The following is a 23246-nucleotide window of genomic DNA, read 5'->3' on the forward strand; positions in this document are numbered from 1 at the left end:
CGTCGGCCGCGCGTCAGGGTCCCGGTGCGGGGCGCGGGGCGCTCTCCATCTGTACGGGGGTTCCGACGCGCAGCCCCCAGCCCGCCATCGCGCCCGCCTCCGCCTCCAGGACGTGCCGGGAGCGCGGCCGGGGCAGCCCGAGCCGGCCGGGGGCCATGGTGGTCACGGCGATGACGCGCAGCCGCCGGTCCAGGTAGGCGACGTCGATCGCGAACCGCATCCCGAAGGTGTGCACGCTCGCCGCGGGGGTCAGCAGCAGCGCACCGGTCAGGCCGTCCCGCCCGAGCAGCCCGCGGGTCCGGGCCCGGTAGGAGGCGGCGACCTCCAGAGGGATCTCCAGCAGGATCTCCAGAGGGCTCTCGGCCGCCCCGACCCTGAGGGTGCCCGCGCCGTCGCGCCAGTTCGCCATGGCGGCCACCCTAGGGGGTGTCTTGCCGACCGTGCCGGGCCCGGCACGGCCGGCTCCCCGAACCCCGGCGGGGCGGGCGGCGCAGTGGGTACCTTCGCCGGATGGGTGTGGTGCTGATCGTCCTCGCCGCCGGGTACGGCGCCGCCGCCGGGCTGCTGCTGCCCCGCGCCGCGTACCGGCTCTCCGTCGCCCCGGGCGAGCCCTGGCGCGACCGCTGTCCGCAGGGGCACGCGCTGGCCGGCTGGCTCGGTCCGGCCCGCTGCCGGGCCACCGGCCCGGCCTCCGGCCCGTCCACCGCGCCGGCCTCCGCGGCCGAGCCCGGGCCCACGGCGGTGGCCACGGCGGCCCGGCACGCCTACGGGGCGCGGCCGCTGCCCCTGGCCGCCCTGACCGGGGCGCTCTGCGCGGCGCTGGCCGGCGCCGTCGGGCTCCGCCCCGAGGCGTTGGCGTACGTGGGGCTCGCCCCGCTGTTCGTGCTGCCGGCCCTCGTCGACCGGGCCGTGCGCCGGCTGCCCGACGTACTGACCCTGCCGCTCGCCGCCGCGGCCGCCGCGCTGCTCGGGGCCGCGGCCCTGCTCCCCGGGGCGGCCGGGTCCTGGCGGCTCGCGCTGCTCGGCGGGGCGGCGCTCGCGGCCGGGTACCTGCTGCTCTTCCTGATCAACCCGGCGGGCATGGGCTTCGGCGACGTCAAGCTGGCGCTCTCGCTGGGGGTCGCTCTTGGGTGGTACGGGTGGGGGGTATGGGCCTCCGGGGCCTTCCTGGGCTTCCTCTACGGGTCCCTGTACGGCCTCGCCCTTGTCCTGCGCGGCCCGGCGACCCGGAAGCAGCCCTTCGCCTTCGGCCCCTTCATGGTGGCCGGAGCGCTCACCGGAGTGCTGCTGGGTGGTTTCGGAGCGTAATCGTGGCGCGCCGATGCACGCAGGACGCTTTACGAAGGGTTATGGTGGAACCCCCCCCTCGGGCCGGTCCGTATCCCCCCCACGGACCGGCCCGTTTTTTGTTTCTGCCGGCTCCCGAGGGCGGGCGCCGCATCAGCGCAGGTCAGCCGCGCTGGGCCCAGATGTTGGTGCCGGGGGTGGAGACCGCGAGGGAATCGATCTCCTTCAACTCCTGCTCGGACAGCGGCGCACCGGCCAGCGCGGCCACGTTCTCCTCCAGCTGCTTCACGCTCGACGCGCCGATCAGGGCCGAAGTCATCCGCTCGTCGCGCAGCACCCAGTTCAGCGCCAGCTGCGCGAGCGACTGCCCGCGCCGCGCGGCGATCTCGTTCAGCCCCGTCAGCCGGCGGAGCACGTCGTCCGACAGCAGGTCGGGGTTGAGGGACTTGCCCTGGCTGGCCCGCGAGCCCTCCGGGATGCCCTTCAGGTACTTGCCGGTCAGCAGCCCTTGCGCGAGCGGCGCGAAGGAGATGCAGCCCATGCCGTTCTCCTCCAGCGTGTCCAGCAGCCCGTCCTCCTCCGTCCAGCGGTTGATCATGGAGTAGGAGGGCTGGTGGATCAGCGGCCGCACCCCCATCTCGCGCAGGATCCGCGCGGCCTCGGCCGTCTGCTCCGCCGTGTACGAAGAGACGCCCACGTACAGCGCCTTGCCCTGCTGGACCGCGGACGCGAGGGCGCCCATGGTCTCCTCCAGCGGGGTCTCCGGGTCGAAGCGGTGCGAGTAGAAGATGTCGACGTAGTCCACGCCCATCCGCTTCAGCGAGGCGTCGAGCGAGCCGAGCAGGTACTTGCGGCTGCCCCACTCGCCGTACGGCCCGGCGTGCATCAGGTACCCGGCCTTGGTGGACAGGACCAGCTCCTCGCGGTGGGAGGCGAAGTCCTGCGCGAAGATCTTGCCGAAGTTGAGCTCGGCCGAGCCGGGCGGCGGCCCGTAGTTGTTGGCCAGGTCGAAGTGGGTGACGCCGAGGTCGAAGGCCCGGCGCAGGATGGCCCGCTGCGACGCCAGGGCCTTGTCGTCGCCGAAGTTGTGCCAGAGGCCGAGGGAGATGGCGGGGAGCTTGAGGCCGCTGTGGCCGGTGCGCCGGTAGGGCATGGAGTCGTAGCGCGAGGGCTCTGCCCGATAGGGATTGGTATCAGTCACGTTGTCCTCCCTATCACGGACCTGTGACAGACCGAGTTGGGTAGGGCCTCCCGCTGCGCAGTAATGTGGCGCACTCGGGGGTCCGCAATCGCACGGGGGCATTGCACGGAGGGGCTGGAAGATCGTGAAGCTGCGCGACCTGGTGTACAGGCTGTACGCACGCCGGGTGGAGGGCCGCCTCGACCATGACGCGGCGCCCAAGCACATCGGCGTCATCCTGGACGGGAACAGGCGCTGGGCGAAGGCTTCCGGAGGTACGACGGAGCAGGGTCACCAGGCCGGCGCCGACAAGATCTCCGAGATGCTGGGCTGGTGCACCGAGACGGACGTCGAGGTCGTCACCCTGTGGATGCTGTCCACGGACAACCTGGACCGGCCGGAGGTCGAGCTCCGCCCGCTGCTCAACATCATCGAGAACACCGTGCGGGGCCTCGCCGCGGACGGCCGCTGGCGCGTCCACCACGTCGGCAACCTCGACATCCTGCCCGCCCGGACGCAGACCGTGCTGAAGGAGGCCGAGCAGGCCACCCACGACGTCCAGGGGATACTCGTCAACGTCGCCGTCGGCTACGGCGGCCGCCAGGAGATCGCCGACGCGGTCCGCTCCCTGCTCCTGGAGCACGCGGAGAAGGGGACCTCCTTCGAGGAGCTCGCCGAGATCCTGGACATCGACCACATCGCGGAGCACCTCTACACGCGCGGCCAGCCCGACCCGGACCTGGTGATCCGCACCAGCGGCGAGCAGCGGCTGTCCGGATTCATGCTGTGGCAGAGCGCGCACTCCGAGTACTACTTCTGCGAGGTCTTCTGGCCGGCCTTCCGGAAGGTCGACTTCCTGCGGGCCCTGCGCGACTACGCCGCGCGCCACCGGCGGTACGGGACCTGATTCGGGGGGTGTCTGACGCCCCCTCGGTACCACCCCCGCGCCCTCACCCGGTCCGCGCCGCGCCCGTACCCCGAAAGCCTTCACCAGGCATTCACCGAGCGTCCGTCATATGCCATGGCATGGCCTGGCCTGATCGGGGAATATCCCTTGCAGGTCGACGCCCGATCCACGGGTGTCGAGTCTCAGCGGACGGCATGGGGTCGTCCGCCCGGGAGGCCCTTTGCACCAGGACGCACGTGCGGTTCGCACGGACGGAGTGGAGGGCCGGAAATCGGCCCTGGCATGGGTGCCGATGACCGGTCCGGTCTTCATGGCCCGACCTCTTCCGAGGGGGTACGTCCTTCCGTGGTGACCAGCACTAAGAGCCGCCTGCCCGACAGGCGGACCTACGTCCTCGACACCAGCGTCCTGCTGGCAGACCCCAACGCGATCTCCCGCTTCGACGAGCACGAGGTCGTGCTCCCGATCGTGGTGATCACCGAGCTGGAGGCAAAGAGGCACCATCCCGAACTCGGCTACTTCGCTCGCCAGGCCCTGCGCCTGCTCGACGACTTCCGGGTTCGCAACGGTCGTCTCGACGCTCCCATCCCGCTGGGCGATCTGGGCGGCACCCTGCGTGTCGAGCTCAACCACTCCGACCCGGGTGTCCTGCCCGCCGGCTTCCGATTGGGGGACAACGACTCGCGGATCCTCGCGGTCGCCCGCAATCTCCAGGCCGAGGGCTACGACGTCACGGTGGTCTCGAAGGATCTCCCGCTGCGCATCAAGGCCTCCTCCGTGGGGCTGATCGCGGAGGAGTACCGAGCGGAACTCGCGATCACCGATGCCGGCTGGACGGGCATGAGCGAGCTCTCCCTCTCCGGGGAACAGGTGGACCTCCTCTACTCGGAGGAGCGGCTCTACGTCCCGGAGGCCGCCGAACTGCCCGTGCACACCGGACTGGTCCTCCAGTCCGAGCGCGGCAAGGCGCTGGGCCGGGTCACCGCGGACGGCAACGTGAAGCTCGTACGGGGCGACCGCGAGGCCTTCGGGCTGCACGGCCGCAGCGCCGAGCAGCGCATCGCGCTCGACCTGCTCCTCGACCCGGAGATCGGGATCCTCTCCATGGGCGGCCGGGCCGGTACCGGCAAGTCGGCGCTGGCCCTGTGCGCGGGCCTGGAGGCGGTGCTGGAGCGCAGGCAGCACCAGAAGGTGATGGTCTTCCGGCCGCTGTACGCGGTGGGCGGGCAGGAGCTCGGCTACCTGCCCGGGGACCAGGGCGAGAAGATGAGCCCCTGGGCGCAGGCGGTCTTCGACACGCTCTCCTCGGTGGCGGGGCGCGAGGTCATCGAGGAGGTGCTGAACCGCGGGATGCTGGAGGTCCTGCCGCTCACGCACATCCGGGGCCGCTCGCTGCACGACGCCTTCGTGATCGTGGACGAGGCGCAGTCCCTGGAGCGCAATGTCCTGCTGACCGTTCTGTCCCGTATCGGTGCCAATTCGCGGGTCGTTCTGACCCACGACGTCGCCCAACGGGACAACCTGCGGGTCGGCCGGTACGACGGAGTCGTGGCGGTGGTCGAGAAACTGAAGGGGCATCCGCTTTTCGCCCACGTCACGCTGAACCGCTCCGAGCGTTCCCCGATCGCCGCTCTGGTCACGGAGATGCTCGAAACGCTGTGACGCCGGCGTAAATCGGCGCAAGCCGACCCACACCGACGCACATCGACGCACACCCAGGAACGCTGACGGATCGAAAGGGTCAAAAACCTCATAGCGGCAGGACGAGTTGACGCCGCCCGGCAAAGGCCCAGGAGCCTAGCCGGGCGGCGTCGTGCTGCACAGGTCTTTGGCGAAACGGAGGGCGACATGCCAGGTGTGACCTTTCCCACGCAACGGAGAATTGCCTTGCGGCGTCGAGGTCCGGCAAAGTCTGTTTTCCGTCAGGCCCCGCATACGGCACACCTGTATCTCCCGTGAGGTACGCGCAGCACCACAACTCCACAGCCGTCAGCCGTATGCCGCCCGGAGCATCACGCGGCAGCCCCCGCAAGGGAGTTGCCCACGGGCCCGCGCCTCCAGTGACCGCACCACCACGGAGGCCAGTGTCGAGGGGCACTCTTGCGCCCGCGCGGTCACTTGCGGACGCTGCTGGAAGGACACCGTGTGAGCCGGATCTCGGTCCGGGGGTTCGCAGTGGCTTCGGCCACCGCGGTCACCACCGTTGGCGCAGTCGTAGGCGTCGCCACTGGCGACGCCTCCTCGAACGACCTCGAGACGACCGCGTCCGGCGCGACTCTCCTCGCTGAAATCCCGGCCGGCGACCAGGCCGCGGTCCTGACGCAGCAGGCGGACACGATCGCCCACGCCGCCGACGCCGACGCCAAGCGTTCGGCCGAGGAGGCCGCCCGCGTCCAGGCCGCCGAGACCGCCAAGTCGAAGAAAGCGGAAGCGGAGAAGGCCGAAGCCGACAAGAAGGCCGCGGACGAAGCCAAGCTGAAGAAGGAACGCGAGGAGAAGGAGCAGGCCGCCAGCCGCTCCGCCGCCCGCGACGCCGGTGACTTCGCGCCCCAGAGCTCGTACACGGTCGCGCAGGTCAAGGCCATCGCCCAGCAGATGGTCCCGGCCGGCCAGTTCCAGTGCTTCTCCAACATCATCAACCAGGAATCCACCTGGAACTACAAGGCCGTGAACTCGTCCTCGGGCGCCTACGGCCTGGTCCAGGCACTGCCGGGCTCGAAGATGGCCTCGGCCGGTGCCGACTGGCGCACCAACCCCGCCACGCAGATCAAGTGGGGTCTGAACTACATGAACGAGCGCTACGGCAGCCCGTGCGGAGCCTGGAGCTTCCACCAGGCCAACAACTGGTACTAGACACAGTCGACAGCCGCGGCCGTTCGACCTCGAGGAGCCCCGCACCGTCCTACGGTGCGGGGCTCCTCGCGTGTACGGTCTTCGGGGTGTGATCGCGTATCGGACGGGGGGAAGGGAACGACATGGCGAAGAGGGCAGGCTGGCTCGGCCGGCTCGGGAGCAGGCTCCACCGGATGGAGGCCCGCCTCAACGAGCGGCGCGCCGAAGTCGAGGCCGAGACCACCGGCGATCTGCCGCGCCCCGCCGCGTCCGCCCCGGAACCGGCCGTCGTGGAGCCCACCCCCGCGGTGGCCCCCGTACACGGCCCGGCGCTTCCCGAGCGCCCCGACCCCGTGAGCGTGGTCCCGTGGGGCATGCGGGTCGCCGCCGAGGCCAGCTGGCGTCTGCTGCTCCTCGCCGGGATGCTGTGGGTGCTGATGAAGGTGATCAGCGAGGTCCGCCTGGTCGTCCTCGCCTTCGCCGCCGCGATGCTGGTCACCGCGCTGCTCCAGCCCTTCGTCGTCCGGCTGCGCCGCCTCGGCCTGCCGCGCGGACTGGCCACCGCCGTCACCGCGATCCTCGGCTTCGTGGTCATCGGGCTCGTCGGCTGGTTCGTGGTCTGGCAGGTCATGGAGAACCTCGACGACCTCTCCGACCGGGTCCGCGACGGCATCAACGAACTCAAACTCTGGGCACTGGACAGTCCGTTCCACGTGACCGAGAAGCAGATCAACGACATCGCGAAGAACCTCAGCGAGACCATCGGCACCAACACCGAGCAGATCACCTCCGCCGGACTGCAAGGCGTGACGGTGCTCGTCGAGGTGCTGACGGGCATCCTGCTCGCGATGTTCTCGACGCTCTTCCTGCTCTACGACGGCAAGCGCATCTGGAACTGGACGCTCGGCCTGGTCCCGGCCGCCGCCCGGCCCGGCGTGGCGGGGGCCGGTCCGCGCGCCTGGCGCACGCTGACCGCGTACGTGCGCGGCACCGTGCTCGTCGCGCTCATCGACGCCATCTTCATCGGCCTCGGCATCTACTTCCTGGACGTGCCGATGGCCGTGCCGCTGGCCGTGTTCATCTTCCTGTTCGCCTTCATCCCGCTGGTCGGTGCGGTGGTCTCCGGCGCGCTCGCCGTGGTCGTGGCGCTGGTGACCCAGGGCGTGTTCAGCGCCCTGATGGTGCTGCTGGTGGTCCTGGCGGTGCAGCAGATCGAGGGGCACGTGCTCCAGCCCTTCATCCTGGGCCGGGCGGTACGGGTGCACCCGCTCGCGGTGGTGCTCTCGGTGGCGGCCGGCGGGCTGGTCGCCGGCATCGGCGGCGCGGTGGTCGCCGTACCGCTGGTGGCCGTCACCAACACCGCGGTGGGCTACCTGAAGGCGTACTCGCGCGACCAGCACCACCTGGGCGCCGGGGCGGTCGGACCGGGCCCGCACGGAGCGACGGCCGTGGGCCTGGTGCCGGACGGCCGGACGAAGCCCAGGACTTGACGCAGCCGAGGACTCGGCGGACCAGCAGAACAGGGGGGCGGGGGATGATCAGCGAGCCCGAGCTGGAGGAGCAGTGGGAGCCGGAGCGGCCGGCCGAGGTGGCGCAGGGCGCCGCCCCGCCGCGTGAGCGGGGGCCGGGCCGGCCGTGGTGGTGGGTCGTGGCTACGGTCGTGGCCACCTCCGCCGTCTGGGCGGGCGGCCTCCACTTCTACGGGGACCGGCTGACGGCGCCGGGGCTGCGCCACCGGGCCACGGACAACCTGTGCGAGCAGGTGAAGCTGCCGGCCCTGGGCGAGGCCCTGGGCGGGCTCTCCGACACCGCCGACCCGCACGTGGAGGGCCGGCACCCGGCGATGGACTGGGCGATGTGCAGCCGGTCCGGCTCCACCCCGGCCGGCGAGGACGCGTACTTCGTCCAGGCCGAGTTCGAACTGCACAAGAAGACCGACCCGGCGGCCGAGTTCGAGGTCGGCAGCAAGTACGAGCGGGCGTACTCCGACGAGGACAGCCGCTGGGAGCCGGTGCCCGGCATCGGCGAGCAGGCCTTGATCAGCGCCCCCGGAGCCGACGCCGAAGCCGCCGGCGACACCGGCGGGGACCTGCGGCTGCGGGTTCGTGACGGCGGAGCGGTGTTCGTCCTCCACGTCGTCTTCCTCGGTGAACGGGGATCGGGGGTCGAGCCCCCGGCAGCCCAGGACGGCGAGGCGCAGGTGCCGGTACGGCCCCGGCCCGACCGGGAGACGCTGAAGGCGGCGATGGTCAAGGACGTGCGGGCCATGATGGCGGCGCTGGAGAAGTGAACGCGCGGGGGCCCCGCGGCCGTTCCCGGCCGCGGGGCCCCCGTGTCGTACCGTGCGGTGTCACTCGGCGGCGAGCGCCGCCTCCGCGTCCAAGGTGACCGCGACGGCCTGGATGACCGAGGCGATCTTGAAGGCCTCCTGGACGGCCTCGCGGCCGACGCCGGCCTTGCGCAGGACCTGCTCGTGCGAGTCGAGGCACTGGCCGCAGCCGTTGATCGCGGAGACCGCGAGCGACCACAGCTCGAAGTCGACCTTCTCCACGCCCGGGTTGCCGATGACGTTCATCCGCAGGCCCGCGCGCAGGGTCCCGTACTCCGGGTCGGAGAGCAGGTGGCGCGTGCGGTAGAAGACGTTGTTCATCGCCATGACCGCCGCGGCGGACTTGGCGGCGGTGTACGCCTCCGCGGAGAGGTTCGCCTTCGCCTCCGGCTCCAGCTCACGCAGGACGCGCGGGGAGCGGGCGGCGATCGCGCAGGACAGGACGGTGCCCCACAGCTGCTGCTGGGTGAGGGTGTCCTGGTTGCCGACGACCGAGCCGAGGTTCAGCTTCAGGTCCTTGGCGAAGTCCGGTATGGCGGACTTCAGGGAGTCGAGGGACATCCGTCACTCACCGGCCAGCAGCGCGCCGGCGTCGAGGGTGGACTCGCCCTTGGTCCAGTTGCAGGGGCACAGCTCGTCGGTCTGCAGGGCGTCGAGGACCCGCAGGACCTCCTTGGGGTTACGGCCGACGGAGCCGGCGGTCACCATGGAGAACTGGATCTCGTTGTTCTGGTCGACGATGAAGACGGCGCGCTGCGCGAAGCCGTCCTCGCCCTGCACGCCACAGGCCTGCATGAGCTCGTGCTTGGAGTCGGCCAGCATCGGGAAGGGCAGGTCACGCAGGTCGGCGTGGTCCTTGCGCCAGGCGTGGTGGACGAACTCGGAGTCGCCGGAGACGCCGAGGATCTGGGCGTCGCGGTCCAGGAACTCCTCGTTCAGCTTGCCGAACGCGGCGATCTCGGTCGGGCAGACGAAGGTGAAGTCCTTCGGCCAGAAGAACACCACGCGCCACTTGCCCTCATAGGTCTTGTGGTCGATCTGGGCGAACTCGCTACCGGCCTCGAGCGAGACGCAGGCGGTCAGATCGTAGGTGGGGAACTTGTCACCGACAGTGAGCACGTGCTCTCCTTGCGGACAGGAAGACGCCGCCCTTTTGGGGCTATTGCGGCTTTCCAAGGGGGTTGGACGGATCTCACATGCTGGCACAGCGGCATTGATTACAGAAATAGCTACTCTTGTGTCCGGTGATCGGAGGTACCTATCAGTGGCTCCCAATAACAGGGGACCGAAGCAGGCGACGTTCGCGCAGCTGCGCGCCTTCGCGGCGGTCGCCGAGCACCTGCACTTCCGGGACGCGGCCGCGGCCATAGGCATGAGCCAGCCGGCCCTGTCGGGGGCCGTCTCCGCGCTGGAGGACGCCCTCGGGGTGCAACTGCTGGAGCGGACCACCCGCAAGGTGCTGCTCTCCCCGGCGGGCGAGCGCATCGCCGCCCGGGCGCGGGTGGTGCTCGACGCGATGGGCGGGCTCCTGGAGGAGGCCGAGGCCGTACGGGCCCCCTTCACCGGGATCCTGCGGCTCGGGGTGATCCCGACGGTGGCGCCGTACCTGCTGCCGACCGTGCTGGGGCTGTTCCACCGGCGCTACCCCGGCATGGACCTCCAGGTGCACGAGGAGCAGACGGTCTCGCTGCTGGAGGGGCTGGCGGCCGGCCGCCTCGACCTGCTGCTGCTGGCGGTGCCGCTCGGGGTGCCCGGGATCACCGAACTGCCCGTCTTCGACGAGGACTTCGTCCTGCTGGCGCCCCGGGAACATCCGCTGGCGGGCCGCCGGGACGTGCCGCTGGAGGAACTGCGGGGGCTGCAACTGCTGCTGCTGGACGAGGGCCACTGCCTGCGCGACCAGGCCCTGGACATCTGCCGGGAGGCGGGCCGTACCACCGGGGCGGACGTCACGACCACCGCCGCCGGGCTGTCCACCCTCGTACAACTGGTCGCAGGGGGACTGGGCGTGACGCTGTTGCCGCGCACCGCGCTGCGGCTGGAGACCGCCCGCAACGAGCACCTGGCCACCGGGTACTTCGCCGAGCCCGCCCCCTCGCGGCGGATCGCGCTGGCCATGCGCACCGGGACCGCCCGGCAGGAGGAGTTCCGGGCGATCGCCGCCGCCCTGCGCGAAGCGGTACGCCCGCTCCCGGTGTGGCCCACCGACTGAGTCGAAGGGCGCGGGAGCGGGCGCACCGGCCTGCGGGGGGCCGGGGGTCACTCCGTCCGCAGGCCGTCCGGGCGCATCAGGCGCAGCAGTACGGGCAGGCTGAGGACGGTCACCAGGGCGACCACGCCCGCGCCGACCCCGGTCATCGCCAGGACCGAGGCCCAGTCGACCCGGACGGGACGGCCGGCCATCCGCATCAGGACCGTGCCGAGCCCGACGCCCACGGCGGCCGCCAGGCCCAGGCCCAGTCCGATCGGCAGGGCGGTCTGCCACAGCACCGACAGGCTCAGCGTGGAGCGCTTGGTGCCGAAGGCGACCAGGGCCGAGAGCAGCTTCTTGCGTTCGCGCAGCTGCTCCAGCTGGGAGACGAGCAGGCTGGAGCCGATCAGGATCAGCACGCCCGTCGCGCCGAAGAACAGCCCGGTCCGGATCGTGGAGTAACCGGCCACCTGCTGCGTCGCCTTCAGCGTCATCGCGGTGGCGAAGGGGTCGGCCTTGAAGGCCGCCGTACGGACCCGCTCCAGCGCGTCCGGCACCGCGTCGTCGAGCTGCACGAAGATCTGCGCGTTCTGGTGGAAGCCCATGCCCTTCGGGGCGGCGGCCGGGGTGACGAGCAGCCCGGTGCGCAGCTGGCCGGTCGGATCCTCGCGGCTGGCGACGGTGCGGGCGCCGGCCGGGACGGTCCACGGTACGGGCCTGCCCCTGACGAGCTCGCCGTCGTCGAGGTCGTAGATGTTCCCGGCGAAGAGCTGGTCGCCGGGCCGGGCCGTGGGCCCGTACCCGCCGGCGGCGCCGACGGGGGCGCCGGTCAGCACGAACGCGTCGCCGTCCCGGCAGGAGTCGAGCACCGCGACCTCGCCGAGCGCCGCGCAGGTGCCGACGGTCACCGAGATCCGCTCGCCCCCCGCGGGGACCTGGTGTGCGGCGGGGACGCTGATCAGCGGGACGGCCCGGACGATGCCCTCGGTGCCGGAGATCTCCTGGGCGAGGGAGTCGGCCTTGGCCTCGGTCCCGCTGCGCAGGAGGACCGAGACGGAGGCCCGCGAGGGGTCCTGCCCGGTGTCCACGGCGTAGTCGTCCTCGACGCCCGCGAAGAGCATCTGTAGGGCGATGGCCCCGGCGACCGCCACCGCGATGCCGTTGACCAGGCGGGCGGCGGCCCCGCTGCTCACCTGGAGGCGGCGCACGGCCAGCTGCCAGGACACCGGGCCGCCGGACATCCGGCCGACGAGCCGTTCCAGCAGCCAGGGCAGCAGGGCGGTGATCCCGACCAGCAGGAGCACCACGCCACCGCTGACCTGCCACTGGTTGAACTGGCCGTGGTCGTCGCCGCGGCCCATCAGCGGGGCGAGGAGGCCGACTCCGCCGAGCGGCAGCAGCAGCCGCCACCAGATGCGGCGCCTGGCCGGCGCGGAGGTGCGGACGACGCCCAGCGGTTCGATGACGACCCCGCGCAGCGCGAACAGGGTCACGGCGACGGCCGCCGCGGGCACGGCGACGGCGACCAGGGCGGCCAGCCACGGTGCGGGGTCCAGGTCGGCGGGGAAGACGCTGCGCTGCCGGAGGCTGACTCCGCCGACCAGCTGGCGGCCGATCAGGAAGAACCCGACGCCCAGCCCCAGCCCGACCAGGGATCCGGCCATGGCCTCACCGGCCGCGATCCGGCGGACCATGCGGCTGTCGGCGCCGACCAGCCGCAGCGCGGCGAGCCGCCGGTCGCGCCGCTCCCCGCCGAAGCGGACGGCGGCGGCGATGAACACGGCGACCGGCATGAGCAGGGCGACGAAGGTCAGTACGACCAGGAGCATCAGCACCGGGTCGAGCGGCTGGGGACCCGCGACGGCGGCGAAGCCGGTGATGCGCTGGGCGCGGAGGCTGCCCGTGGCGTCCACGGCCGAGGGGAGCTGGTCGTTGCCCAGGTAGAGGAGGAGTTCGCCGGGGCCGGTCAGACCGGCGTCGCCGATGATCTCGGTGGTCCTGCCGTCGAGGCGTTCACGCAGCAGCTTGCCCTCGGAGGACTTCAACAGCTCGTCCAGGGCGGGGGAGACGGCCATGTCGCCGGGGCCGGGGATCTTCGTCAGGCCCGGCGGGACGGGGGCGTCCGGCCCCTCGGCGTGCATGATGAGGCCGTCGATGTCCTGGCCGTGGTAGGTCTGGCCGACGCGGGTGATGAGCAGGGTGTCGCGGCCCGGCTGCTCGGCGGTCGGGGCGCCCAGGGTGGAGCGGGCGTCGCCGCGCTCGCCGCGGGCGGTGAGCGCGCCGGGGATCGCGGTGCTGATCAGCAGCAGGGCGACGCCGAGGCCGACGCCCACGCCGGTGAGCAGGGTGCGGGTCCAGCCCTCGCGGCCGCCGCCGAAGGCGAAGCGGGCGCCCAGGGCGAGGTCGCGGGCCCAGACCGAGAGCGTGCTCATACGATCCGCTCCATGTCGCGGGACCTGCCGTCGCGTACGACGATCTCGCGGTCGGAGTACGCGGCCACGCGCGTCTCGTGCGTGACGAGGACGACGGCGGCGTTGGCGGAGCGGGCGGTCTCGGTGAGCAGCTGCATGACGAGCTCGCCGTTCAGGGAGTCGAGGGCGCCGGTGGGCTCGTCGGCGAAGATCACCCGGGGCTGGGTGACGAGGGCGCGGGCGACGGCCACGCGCTGGCCCTGGCCGCCGGATATCTCGCCGGGGCGCTTGCGGCCGAGGTCCTCGACCTGGAGCTTCTCCATCCAGTGCAGCGCGGTCCGCTCGGCGTCCTTGCGCTTGACGCCGGTCAGCCGGAGCGGGAGGGCGACGTTCTCCGTGCAGGTCAGCTCCGGTACGAGCTGCCCGAACTGGAAGACGAAGCCGAACTCGCTGCGGCGCAGGGCGCTGCGCTGGGCGTCGTTCATGGCGGACAGCTCGCGTCCGGCGTAGGTGATGGAGCCGGAGTCGGGGGTGACGATCCCGGCGAGGCAGTGCAGCAGGGTGGACTTGCCCGAGCCGGAGGGGCCCATGACGGCGACGACCTCGCCGGGGTGGACGGAGAACCCGGCACCGTCGAGCGCCTTGGTGCTGCCGTACGCCTTGCGGAGGTCCGTGGCGGCGAGCAGCGAGCCGGCCGGGGTCATCGGCGCACCTCCTTCGCGAGCTGGTCGAGGCGGGCGGCGGTGAGTTCGAGCCAGCGCAGGTCCGCTTCCAGGTGGAACAGGGCGTGGTCGCAGACCAGTTGGTCGGCGAGGTCCCCCTTGCGCTTGCGCTGGGTCAGGATGCGCATCAGGCGCAGGTGCTCGGCGCGCTGGGCGTCCAGCACTCCGGCCGCACCACGCCCGGTGAGCAGGGCGAGGACGACCTTGGTGTAGAGGGTCGAGTGGAGGTACGGCTCGGGCTTCTCCGGCTGCGAAAGCCAGGTCTCGACGTCGGTGATGCCCGCGTCGGTGATCGCGTACCGCTTGCGGTCGGGACCGCCGCCGCTCTCTATCCCCTCGACCTCGACGAGGCCGTTCTTCAGGAGGCGGGACATGGTCGAGTAGACCTGTCCGTAGGCCAGGGGGCGGTCGTGGCCGAACTTCTCGTCGAAGGCGCGCTTGAGGTCGTAGCCGTGGCGCGGGCCGGCCTCCAGGAGGCCGAGCAAGGTATGACCGATGGACATGGGAGCGACTGTACACGGGGTGTATACCCACGTTGTATACGCGGGGTGTATAGCTGAGGGTGTGGAGCCCGTTTCCGCAGGTGGGAGCCGTCTGTCACGATCCGGAACGGGGTGCGGGCCTCCGGGGTGTCCCGTCGGTCAGGCCGGGCCCGGGACGGCCGGTCCGGCCTGACCGACGGGACACGCCCGGACAGGGCCTAGGCGTCCGGCGGGGTGCGGGGGCGGCCGCGCGGCGGGATCGGGGCCGCCCCGCCGGGGAGGCGGCCGGCCTCGGCCAGCGCCCGCCGGAGCAGGAACTCGATCTGCGCGTTCGCGCTGCGCAGCTCCTCGCCCGCCCACCGCGCGAGGGCGTCGTACACCTGCGGGTCGAGCCGCAGCAGCACCTGTTTGCGCGCCTGCCGGCCCGCCGCCCGGGCCCCGGTGCGGGGCTCGGGCTCGGGGCCGGACGCGGGCGGTGTGCCGGGCGGGGTCACTGGTAGAGGGTGCCCGTGTTGAGCACCGGCTGGGCGGCGCGGTCCCCGCACAGGACCACCATCAGGTTCGAGACCATGGCGGCCTTGCGCTCCGGGTCCAGGTCCACGATGTCCTCCTCCGCCAGGCGGGTCAGAGCCAGCTCGACCATGCCCACGGCGCCTTCCACGATCTGCTTGCGGGCCGCCACGACCGCGCCGGCCTGCTGGCGCTGGAGCATCGCGGAGGCGATCTCCGGAGCGTACGCGAGGTGCGTGAAGCGGGACTCGATGATGTGGACCCCCGCCGCCTCCACCCGGGCGTGCAGTTCGACGGCCAGCTTCTCGGTGATCTCCTCGGCGTTGCCGCGCAGGGAGAGGCCGCCCTCCTCGTGCGCGTCGTAGGGGTACTCGATCGCGATGTGCCGCACCGCCGCCTCGGTCTGGGTCTCGACGAACTCGGTGAAGTCCTCGACCTCGAAGACGGCCCGCGCCGTGTCCTCGACCCGCCACACCACGACCGCCGCCAACTCGATCGGGTTGCCGTACGCGTCGTTGACCTTGAGGACGGCCGTCTCGTGGTTGCGGACCCGGGTGGAGATCTTCTCCCGGGTGGCCAGCGGGTTGACCCAGCGCAGTCCGTCCGTGCGCACCGTGCCCCGGTAGCGGCCGAACAGCTGCACCACCCGGGCCTCGCCCGGCGCCACCATGTTGAGCCCCGTCGTCCAGACGAAGGACGCCGTGGCCAGCAGGCAGCCGGCCACGATCAGGGCCGCCATGAGGGCGGCGCCCGACGCCATCGCGCCGGTCACGATCAGGCCCGCCCCCGCCGCGATGCCCGCCAGTCCGAGCAGCAGTGCGATGCCGCCGCCCGTGCTGCGTGCGGGGAACTCCCGTATCGCGTCCGCTGTGGTGACCGACTTCGTCATTGTTTGCCCCGTTTCCCTGAGTCGCGGCCGGTCGGGCCGTCTAGCAAAGTGATATCACTTTTCCCGCTGAGGGTCACGCATCGGCAACCCTTAGGCCGTATCGTGCGTCGGTTCCAGTGGTGTGGGTGCTGATTCTCACGTCCGAATTGACCGTTATTGGCCATGCTTGGCCAACCTTTGTCACAGCCTGCGGTGTTAGCTTTCTGAGCTGACGTCGGGGGGTTATCGAGCGGAGCGGGAGCGATGGGCCGAGCAGAAGCGCGTAAGGCGCAGCAGCAGCGCGGTGCGCGGCGGGCGCCGACCGGACGCACCAAGGGCGAGGGGAGCGGCGGCAAACGCAGCGGCATACGCCGGTTCTTCACCTGGAAGACGATCCTGGGCACCTTCCTCGGGGGGATCCTGGTGCTCATGGCCGCGGCGGTCATCCTCTACTTCTCCGTGGACGAGCCCACCGACCCGAACCGCCTGGCCACGCAGCAGAGCAATACCTACAAGTGGTCCGACGGCTCGGTCATGGCCCGCGTCGGCGAGACGAACCGCTCGATCCTGCCGATCGACAAGATCCCGCCGGACGTCCGGACCGCCTTCATCGCCATCGAGAACAAGTCCTTCTACAAGGACCGCGGCATCGACCTGATGGGCGTGGCCCGCGGCCTGTTCAACACGGTCCGCGGCAAGGGCACGGCCGGCGGCTCGACGATCACCCAGCAGTACGTGAAGAACTACTACCTGACGCAGGACCAGTCGCCGACGCGCAAGGTCCGTGAGCTGGTGATCTCCCTCAAGGTCGACCGGCGCATGGAGAAGGACGACATCCTCGCCGGCTACCTGAACACCAACTTCTACGGCCGCAACGCGTACGGGATCCAGGCCGCGGCCCAGGCCTACTACGGCATCGACGCCGACAAGCTGACCCTGGAGCAGGGCGCCTACCTCGCCGCCGTCATCCAGGCCCCCAGCCAGTACGACTGGGCGACCGCGGGTCCGAACGGCAAGCGGCTGGTCATGATCCGCTTCAACGCCGTCCTCGACAACATGGTCGAGATGGGCGAGCTGGACGCGGCCAAGCGCAAGGAACTGAAGTTCCAGGAGCCCATCAAGCCCAAGCCCACCCCGGGCATGGACGGCCAGAAGGGCTACCTGATCCAGGCCGCCAACGACGAGATGAACCGGCAGGACATCACCGACGCCGAGATCGCGGCCGGCGGCTGGGAGATCACGCTCAACGTCGACAAGAAGAAGCAGGACGCGCTGGAGAAGGCGGTCCAGGACGAGCTGGAGTCCAAGCTCGACCGCAAGGACACCAAGAACCGGCCCCAGGACCAGAGCGTCCAGGCCGGCGCCACCTCCGTGGACGCCAAGACCGGCGCGATCGTCGCCATGTACGGCGGCCAGGGCCTTGCGGAGAAGGACGCGAGCAACGCCCTGCGCACCGACTACCAGCCGGGCTCGACCTTCAAGCCGGTCGTGCTCGCCTCCGCCCTGGAGACCGGAGCGACCACCCAGGACGGCAAGGAGATCAACCCGAACACCCTCTACGACGGCACCAGCAAGCGCCAGGTGGTCGGCAGCAAGATCCCGTTCAACCCGCAGAACCAGGACGACAAGGACTTCGGCAAGGAGATCACCGTCCAGGAGGCCACCAACTACTCGGTGAACTCCGTCTACGCGCAGATGATCGTGGACGTGAAGCCGCAGGCGGTGAAGAAGACGGCGCTCGCCCTCGGCATGAAGGACCGCGAGGGCTGGCCCGAGGACAAGCCGGCCATGTCCCTCGGCACGATGAGCGCGAACACCGTGGAGATGGCCGCCGTCTACGCCACCCTCGACAACCACGGCAAGAAGGTCACCCCGACCATCATCAAGAGCGCCGAGCACAAGGACCGCGAGTACACCCCGGCCCCCGCCATCGGCGGCCAGGCCATCAGCCGCGAGACCGCCGACACGGTGACCAAGGTCCTCACGGGCGTGGTCAACGACGGCTCCGGCAACAAGGTCCAGAGCAGCGCCTACCAGGCCGCCGGCAAGACCGGTACCACCGAGTCCAACGTCGCGGGCTGGTTCACCGGCTACACGCCCGAACTGGTCACCGTCGTCGCGATGTTCGGCGAGGAGCCCGGCACGCACAAGCAGGTCACCCTGACCGGCACCGCCGGCGGCGGCCGCGCCGGCGGCTCCAGCTTCCCCGCGGAGATCTGGAAGACGTACACGCTGGCCGCCCTCAAGGGCTCGACCACGGGCAAGTTCGACCTGTCGGAGGCCGAGATGGGCACCCCGGTGGCGCCGTCCCGCAGCGCCTCCACCGCGCCCTCGTCGAGCCAGTCCTCCAGCCCGCCGGCGAGCAGCAGCGCGCCGCAGAACACCCCGGACCCGACGAAGAGCGCCACCAAGTCGCCGGACCCGACCAACTCCCCGCCGAAGTCGCCGACGTCGACGCCCACGCCGACGCCCACGCCGACGCCGAGCAGGAACACCCCGAAGCCGCCGGACCCGCTGTTCCCGCAGTCGCAGGACCGCTGACCCCACGGTGAACGAGCGCCGCCCCGCAGCCTTCACGGCAGCGGGGCGGCGCTCGTCTTCGTACCGGCCGGGGGTTCAGCGGCCCGGCGGCTCAGCCGTCCGGGGGTGGGGAACTCGGTGTGCCTGCGCGGTCAACGCCGCTCGTGCGCCCCCGGCAACGAGAGCTCGAACCAGACCACCTTGCCGCTGCTCAGCCGGGTGGCGCCCCAGCGGCGGGCCATGCGGTTGACCAGGAACAGGCCCCGCCCACCCTCGTCGGTGTCCCGGGCCCGGCGCTGGCGCGGCAGCTGCGGGGAGTCGTCGCCGACCTCGCAGCGCAGTACGTCCGTACGCAGCAGGCGCAGGGTCACCGGCCGCTCCGCGTACCGGACGGCATTGGTGACGACCTCGCTGACCAGCAGCTCCAGCGAGTCCTGGAGCTCCTCCAGGCCCCACCGCGTCAGGGCGCGGCGGGCGAACCGCCGGGCCCGGCCCGGAGCGGTCTCCTCCGGGTCCAGGAACCAGTACGCGACGTCACTGGGCGCGATCCCGTCGAACCGGGCCGCGAGCAGCGCGATGTCGTCGTCCCGGTCGCCCGGGCCGAGCATGTCCAGCACGTCGTCGCACAGCGCCTCCAGCGGCGGCGGGTGGTCCAGGCCCGTCAGCTGCGCGGTGGTGGCCAGCCGTTCGCGGAGCTGCTCGATGCCGGTCCACACGTCCCGCAGCCGGGACTCCACCAGGCCGTCGGTGTACAGCAGCAGGGTGGCCCCGGCGGGCGCGTCCAGCTCCACCGCCTCGAAGTCCACGCCGCCCACGCCGATGGGCGCGCCGGGCGGTACGCGCAGCACCTCGGCGCGGCCGCCCAGGTGCAGCAGCACCGGCGGCGGATGGCCGGCGTTGGCGATGGTGATCCGGTGCGAGACGGGGTCGTAGACCGCGTACAGGCAGGTGGCCATCCGGTCGGAGCCCAGGCGCTGGGCCTGCTCGTCCAGGTGGTGCAGGACCTCGGCCGGCGGCAGGTCCAGCTGGGCCAAGGTCTGCGCGGTGGTGCGCAGCTGGCCCATGATCGCGGCGGAGGTCATGGAGTGGCCCATGACGTCGCCGACGACGAGCGCGACGCGGCTGCCGGGCAGTGGTATCGCGTCGTACCAGTCGCCGCCGACCCGCGCCGTCTCGGCGGCGGGCAGGTAGCGGGAGGCGAGCCGCACCCCGGTGGGCTGGGGAAGGCTGTCGGGCAGCATGGTGCGCTGGAGCTCGTCGGCGATGTACGCCTCACGGCCGTACAGCACGGCCTTGTCGATGCCGAGGGCCGTGTGGGTGGCGAGCTGGGCGGCGACCAGGAGGTCGTTCTGCTCGAAGGCGGGCCGCTCGGGGCTGCGCAGGAAGACGGCGGCGCCGATCACCCGGCGGCGGCCGCGCAGCGGCGCGAGGACGGCCCGGTTGCCGCGCGGCAGCGGGTGGTCCAGGCCCAGCAGCTCGGGCAGGGCGGCCTTGGCGGCGGCGGAGGAACCGAAGACGGGCCGGACGCCGCGCAGTACCTCGGCGAGCGCGCCGCCGGTCCGGATCTCGCACAGCTCGGCCGCGGGCAGGTCGCCCTGCGGGCCGACCAGCGGCAACTGGCTGAAGTCGAGCTCGCCGGTGGCCCCCGCGGCCCCGGCGAGGTCCATCCCCGCGCCGATGGTGCTGCTGATGTCGGTGAGGTCGTCTATCGGCCGGAGCCGGTCGGTCCGACGGAGCCTTAAGACGACGGGGCCCACGGGCCGCTCGTCCCCGACCGGGAGCGGATCGCGGAGGTAGACGAGGATCGCGTCGGAGAAGGTGGGCACGGTGGCCCGGCACAGGCCGAGCACGATCTCGTCGAGGTCGATGCCGCGGGCGATCCGCCGGGTGGCGGCGCCGACGAACCGCAGCCGGTCCCCCTCGCGGCGGGCCACGCTGTCCCCGCCCGGCCCGACCCGGGCGGGCTCGGTGTCATACGGCATCTCCGGTGCCTGCCCGGAGACGGAGGAGGAGGCGGAGGCGCTGCGGGCGGCGTCGAGGTCCCGCTGCCCGGCGGCTTCGCCATCGACGCTGTCCGCGCCCGCGCCCGCGCCCGCGCCCGCGCCCGCGCCGGCGCCGTGCGCGGCCTCGGCGTCCGTGTCGGTGTCCTGCGCGCCGCGTGCCGCACCCGGCGCGGCTTCGCCGTGCGAGGCGGCGCTGCCCGGGGCGCCGGCCGTGCCGCAAGCGCCCGTCCCGGCGGTGTCCCGGGGGCCGGGGCCGGGGGTGAGCGGGCCGTCGTCCCCGCCGCGGGTGCGGGCCGCCGGGATCTCCGGGCGGGTGGCCTCGACGGCCGGGACGGGGGCCTTGCCGTGGCCGGGCTCGTCCGTACCCGCGCCGGAGGCGGTGGCCGCGGCGGCCGGGGCGTGGCCGAGTTCGCGGTGCGCCGCGCCGGAGGCGAAGGGCAGGCCGGAACCGCCCGGGGCCGGTGCCGCGGTGGCCGCGGCAGGCTGCGGGCCCTCCTGAGAGGTGGGGTACTCCGTCACGCGTGGAATTCCGTCCGTTTGCGCTCGATGTGCGCTGCACTCAACTCGGTCAGTCGCGGTATACCCGCTCAGCGGCCGGGGCACCATCGCCCCGGGTTTCCGCGTCCCCCTCGTTACCTCTCGCTCTGCGTTGACCTCCGGTCAAGTTCCGCGTACGGCACGGTACTTACGGATGTTCTGCCCGAGCGCACCGCATCGCGCGCGCGGTCTTCCGGAGGACGATCCTACGTTTGAACCCCGGGGGCGCATCAAGGGTCTCATGAGGTCATATGCGCCGGGGTGCGGTCCCAGTCCTCGGGTAGGGCCGGAACTCCCCAGGCCGGATCCGGCCGCCAGTCCTGCCAGCCGTCGGAGAACGGCGCCCCCCACCGCGTGATCAGCTCGACGGCCGCGCGCCCGGCGTCCCGGACCCGCCGCGCCTGCTCCCGGTCCATCAGACCGGAGCGCTGGGCCTGGGCGAACTCGTCCTCGTCCAGCCACTTCCAGCTGCGGTCCGGGTAGACGGCGATGTCCAGGAAGTGGTCCTCGGAGTCCACTCCGCCCGACCAGCGAGAGCGGGGCTCCTCCAGGTTCACGTACCAGTTCTTGAACTGCCAGCCGCTTCCCCAGAACAGCCACACCGACCACGGTTCCCCGGGCCGGGCCAGCTTCAGTACGCCCCCGCCGAACCAGCGCGACCGTACGGTGGTCCGCGGCGCGGTGTAGCGGGTGACGAGCGGCTCCTCGTGGACGGGGCTGCCGTCGGCGAGGACCGGCTTGACGCACTCGGTGCCGGGGGCCATCCACACCGCGAGCAGCTCGTCGGTGTCCTGCACCACGGTCACCGGGCGGCAGATGTGCACCTGGCCCTTCAGCCCCGGGGCGTGGTCGCGGTAGCGCCAGAGGATCTGCTCCCCGGGCGCCCATCGCACGTCCCGCGCGCCGCCGCTCGCCGCGCCGCCCCCGGGCCGGAAGGTACCTGTCATGCGGAGATCTTAGGGCGGGGCCTCGCGCCACCGCTGCGGTGCAGGTCACGGAGGGGGTCGGGGACGGTAATCGACCGGATCCGGCCCCCTCCGCGGACCTGTCAGGGGTGAGTCATGCGCAGCACGTCCAGGGCCTCGTCCAGCTGCTCCTGGGTGAGGTCGCCGCGGTCCACGTAGCCGGACTCCAGGACGACCTCCCTGATCGTCTTGCGCTCCGCGAGGGCCTTCTTGGCTACCTTGGCGGCCTCCTCGTAGCCGATGTAGCGGTTCAGCGGGGTCACCACGGAGGGCGAGGACTCCGCGTACTCCCTGGCCCGCGCCACATTGGCGGTGATCCCGTCGACCGTGCGGTCCGCCAGCAGACGGCTCGCGTTGCCCAGCAGCCGGATCGATTCGAGGAGGTTCCTGGCCATCACGGGGAGCATCACGTTCAGCTCGAAATTGCCCGAGGCGCCCGCCACGGTGACCGCAGCGTCGTTCCCCATCACCTGGGCGCAGACCATCAGCAGGGCCTCCGGGACGACCGGATTGACCTTCCCGGGCATGATCGAGGAGCCGGGCTGGAGATCCGGGAGATTGATTTCGGCCAATCCGGTGCGCGGACCGGAGGCCATCCAGCGGAGGTCGTTGGAGACCTTCGTGAGCGAGACGGCGACCGTGCGGAGCATCCCCGAGGTCTCCACCAGCGCGTCCCGCGCCCCCTGGGCCTCGAAGTGGTTGCGGGCCTCGGTCAGCGGCAGGCCGGTGGCGGCGGCCACCTCCGCGATGACGGCGGCGGAGAACCCGGGCGGGGTGTTGATCCCGGTGCCCACCGCGGTGCCGCCGAGGGGGAGTTCGGCGAGCCGGGGCAGCGCCGAGCGCAGGCGCTCGATGCCGTAGCGGATCTGGACCGCGTACCCGCCGAACTCCTGGCCCAGGGTGACCGGGGTGGCGTCCATCAGGTGGGTCCGGCCGGCCTTGACGACCTGCGCGAACTCGGCGGCCTTGCGCTCCATCGCGACGGCCAGGTGCTCCAGGGCGGGGATCAGCTCGCCGGTGACGGCGGCGGTGGCGGCGATGTGGATGGAGGACGGGAAGACGTCGTTGGAGCTCTGCGAGGCGTTGACGTGGTCGTTGGGGTGGACCTCCCGGCCCAGCCGCTCGGTGGCCAGGGTGGCGATGACCTCGTTGGCGTTCATGTTGGAGGAGGTCCCGGACCCGGTCTGGAAGACGTCCACCGGGAAGTGCTCGTCCCAGCGGCCGTCCGCGACCTCGGCGGCGGCGGACCGGATGGCGTCGGCGACGTCCTGGTCCACGACGCCGAGCCGGGCGTTCACCGAGGCCGCCGCGGCCTTGATCCGGGCGAGCGCCTCGATGTGGGCGCGCTCCAGGCGCTGCCCGGAGATGGGGAAGTTCTCCACCGCGCGCTGGGTCTGGGCCCGCCATTTGGCGTGCGCGGGCACCCGTACGTCGCCCATGGAGTCGTGCTCGGTCCGGAACGCATCGGCCTGCTGATCTTCTGTCATGTTCGTGGCCTCCTA

At 71.9% G+C, this 23246-nt stretch carries 20 protein-coding genes; 8 read left to right on the forward strand and 12 right to left on the reverse strand.

What is annotated here, in order from left to right; translation table 11 throughout:
• Positions 1–13 precede the first annotated feature (13 nt).
• On the reverse strand, positions 14–409 hold the full coding sequence (locus AB0D94_RS08795; protein ID WP_362047754.1) for a DUF192 domain-containing protein: 396 nt from the start codon (positions 407–409) through the stop codon (positions 14–16).
• A gap of 101 nt (positions 410–510) precedes the next feature.
• Here AB0D94_RS08795 and AB0D94_RS08800 point away from each other — a divergent pair, with 101 nt between their 5' ends.
• Positions 511–1308: an A24 family peptidase gene (locus AB0D94_RS08800; RefSeq protein WP_362047757.1), complete on the forward strand. Its 798-nt coding sequence runs from the start codon at positions 511–513 to the stop codon at positions 1306–1308.
• Positions 1309–1450: 142 nt separating this feature from the next.
• On the opposite strand, the gene mgrA is transcribed toward AB0D94_RS08800, so the two are convergent.
• On the reverse strand, positions 1451–2488 hold the full coding sequence (mgrA, locus tag AB0D94_RS08805) for an L-glyceraldehyde 3-phosphate reductase (protein WP_362047760.1): 1038 nt from the start codon (positions 2486–2488) through the stop codon (positions 1451–1453).
• A gap of 124 nt (positions 2489–2612) precedes the next feature.
• Here mgrA and AB0D94_RS08810 point away from each other — a divergent pair, with 124 nt between their 5' ends.
• From AB0D94_RS08810 to AB0D94_RS08830, 5 genes are all read left to right on the forward strand, one after another.
• The gene (locus tag AB0D94_RS08810; protein ID WP_362047763.1) at positions 2613–3374 is read left to right on the forward strand and encodes an isoprenyl transferase; all 762 of its coding nucleotides are present in this window, start codon (positions 2613–2615) and stop codon (positions 3372–3374) included.
• Positions 3375–3719: 345 nt separating this feature from the next.
• A complete protein-coding gene (locus AB0D94_RS08815) occupies positions 3720–5036 on the forward strand; it encodes a PhoH family protein (protein ID WP_362047766.1) in 1317 nt (438 codons plus the stop codon).
• Positions 5037–5519: 483 nt separating this feature from the next.
• Positions 5520–6227, forward strand: coding sequence for a transglycosylase SLT domain-containing protein (locus tag AB0D94_RS08820; RefSeq protein WP_362047769.1), 708 nt, complete (start codon positions 5520–5522; stop codon positions 6225–6227).
• A gap of 122 nt (positions 6228–6349) precedes the next feature.
• Positions 6350–7696 carry an AI-2E family transporter gene (locus AB0D94_RS08825; protein WP_362047772.1) on the forward strand — a complete coding sequence of 449 codons (1347 nt, stop codon included), beginning with the start codon at positions 6350–6352 and terminating at the stop codon, positions 7694–7696.
• A 44-nt stretch (positions 7697–7740) separates the two neighbouring features.
• Positions 7741–8496 carry a hypothetical protein gene (locus tag AB0D94_RS08830; RefSeq protein WP_362047775.1) on the forward strand — a complete coding sequence of 252 codons (756 nt, stop codon included), beginning with the start codon at positions 7741–7743 and terminating at the stop codon, positions 8494–8496.
• A gap of 60 nt (positions 8497–8556) precedes the next feature.
• Here the strand turns inward: AB0D94_RS08830 and AB0D94_RS08835 are convergent, their stop codons facing one another.
• Both AB0D94_RS08835 and AB0D94_RS08840 read right to left on the reverse strand, forming a co-directional pair.
• Positions 8557–9096, reverse strand: a complete 540-nt coding sequence (locus AB0D94_RS08835; RefSeq protein ID WP_362047778.1) for an alkyl hydroperoxide reductase — start codon at positions 9094–9096, stop codon at positions 8557–8559.
• A 3-nt stretch (positions 9097–9099) separates the two neighbouring features.
• Complete coding sequence (locus tag AB0D94_RS08840) at positions 9100–9654, reverse strand: peroxiredoxin (protein WP_362047781.1); 555 nt, start codon at positions 9652–9654, stop codon at positions 9100–9102.
• Between the two features lie 145 nt (positions 9655–9799).
• Here AB0D94_RS08840 and AB0D94_RS08845 point away from each other — a divergent pair, with 145 nt between their 5' ends.
• Positions 9800–10747, forward strand: coding sequence for a LysR substrate-binding domain-containing protein (locus AB0D94_RS08845; RefSeq protein ID WP_362047784.1), 948 nt, complete (start codon positions 9800–9802; stop codon positions 10745–10747).
• A gap of 47 nt (positions 10748–10794) precedes the next feature.
• Here the strand turns inward: AB0D94_RS08845 and AB0D94_RS08850 are convergent, their stop codons facing one another.
• The 5 genes from AB0D94_RS08850 to AB0D94_RS08870 all read right to left on the reverse strand — a co-directional run bounded on the left by AB0D94_RS08850 (position 10795) and on the right by AB0D94_RS08870 (position 15740).
• Entirely contained in the window at positions 10795–13158 is a 2364-nt protein-coding gene (locus AB0D94_RS08850) for an FtsX-like permease family protein (RefSeq protein ID WP_362047787.1), read from the reverse strand.
• The gene (locus AB0D94_RS08855) at positions 13155–13841 is read right to left on the reverse strand and encodes an ABC transporter ATP-binding protein (RefSeq protein WP_362047790.1); all 687 of its coding nucleotides are present in this window, start codon (positions 13839–13841) and stop codon (positions 13155–13157) included. Before AB0D94_RS08855 ends, AB0D94_RS08850 begins: the two co-directional genes overlap by 4 nt.
• A complete protein-coding gene (locus AB0D94_RS08860) occupies positions 13838–14362 on the reverse strand; it encodes a PadR family transcriptional regulator (protein ID WP_362047793.1) in 525 nt (174 codons plus the stop codon). The genes AB0D94_RS08855 and AB0D94_RS08860 overlap by 4 nt, the downstream gene beginning before the upstream one ends.
• Before the next feature lie 197 nt (positions 14363–14559).
• Complete coding sequence (locus AB0D94_RS08865; protein ID WP_362048106.1) at positions 14560–14745, reverse strand: hypothetical protein; 186 nt, start codon at positions 14743–14745, stop codon at positions 14560–14562.
• Positions 14746–14831: 86 nt separating this feature from the next.
• Entirely contained in the window at positions 14832–15740 is a 909-nt protein-coding gene (locus tag AB0D94_RS08870) for an SPFH domain-containing protein (RefSeq protein ID WP_362047796.1), read from the reverse strand.
• Between the two features lie 243 nt (positions 15741–15983).
• Here AB0D94_RS08870 and AB0D94_RS08875 point away from each other — a divergent pair, with 243 nt between their 5' ends.
• Positions 15984–18260 carry a transglycosylase domain-containing protein gene (locus AB0D94_RS08875; RefSeq protein ID WP_362047799.1) on the forward strand — a complete coding sequence of 759 codons (2277 nt, stop codon included), beginning with the start codon at positions 15984–15986 and terminating at the stop codon, positions 18258–18260.
• A 131-nt stretch (positions 18261–18391) separates the two neighbouring features.
• Here the strand turns inward: AB0D94_RS08875 and AB0D94_RS08880 are convergent, their stop codons facing one another.
• The 3 genes from AB0D94_RS08880 to AB0D94_RS08890 all read right to left on the reverse strand — a co-directional run bounded on the left by AB0D94_RS08880 (position 18392) and on the right by AB0D94_RS08890 (position 23231).
• The gene (locus AB0D94_RS08880) at positions 18392–20761 is read right to left on the reverse strand and encodes an ATP-binding SpoIIE family protein phosphatase (protein ID WP_362047802.1); all 2370 of its coding nucleotides are present in this window, start codon (positions 20759–20761) and stop codon (positions 18392–18394) included.
• A gap of 257 nt (positions 20762–21018) precedes the next feature.
• The gene (locus AB0D94_RS08885) at positions 21019–21726 is read right to left on the reverse strand and encodes a DUF402 domain-containing protein (protein WP_362047805.1); all 708 of its coding nucleotides are present in this window, start codon (positions 21724–21726) and stop codon (positions 21019–21021) included.
• 101 nt (positions 21727–21827) lie between these two features.
• On the reverse strand, positions 21828–23231 hold the full coding sequence (locus AB0D94_RS08890) for a class II fumarate hydratase (protein ID WP_362047808.1): 1404 nt from the start codon (positions 23229–23231) through the stop codon (positions 21828–21830).
• Between the last annotated feature and the right edge of the window lie 15 nt (positions 23232–23246).

It is taken from the genome of Streptomyces sp. NPDC048255, assembly GCF_040652415.1.
GTDB lineage: Bacteria > Actinomycetota > Actinomycetes > Streptomycetales > Streptomycetaceae > Streptomyces.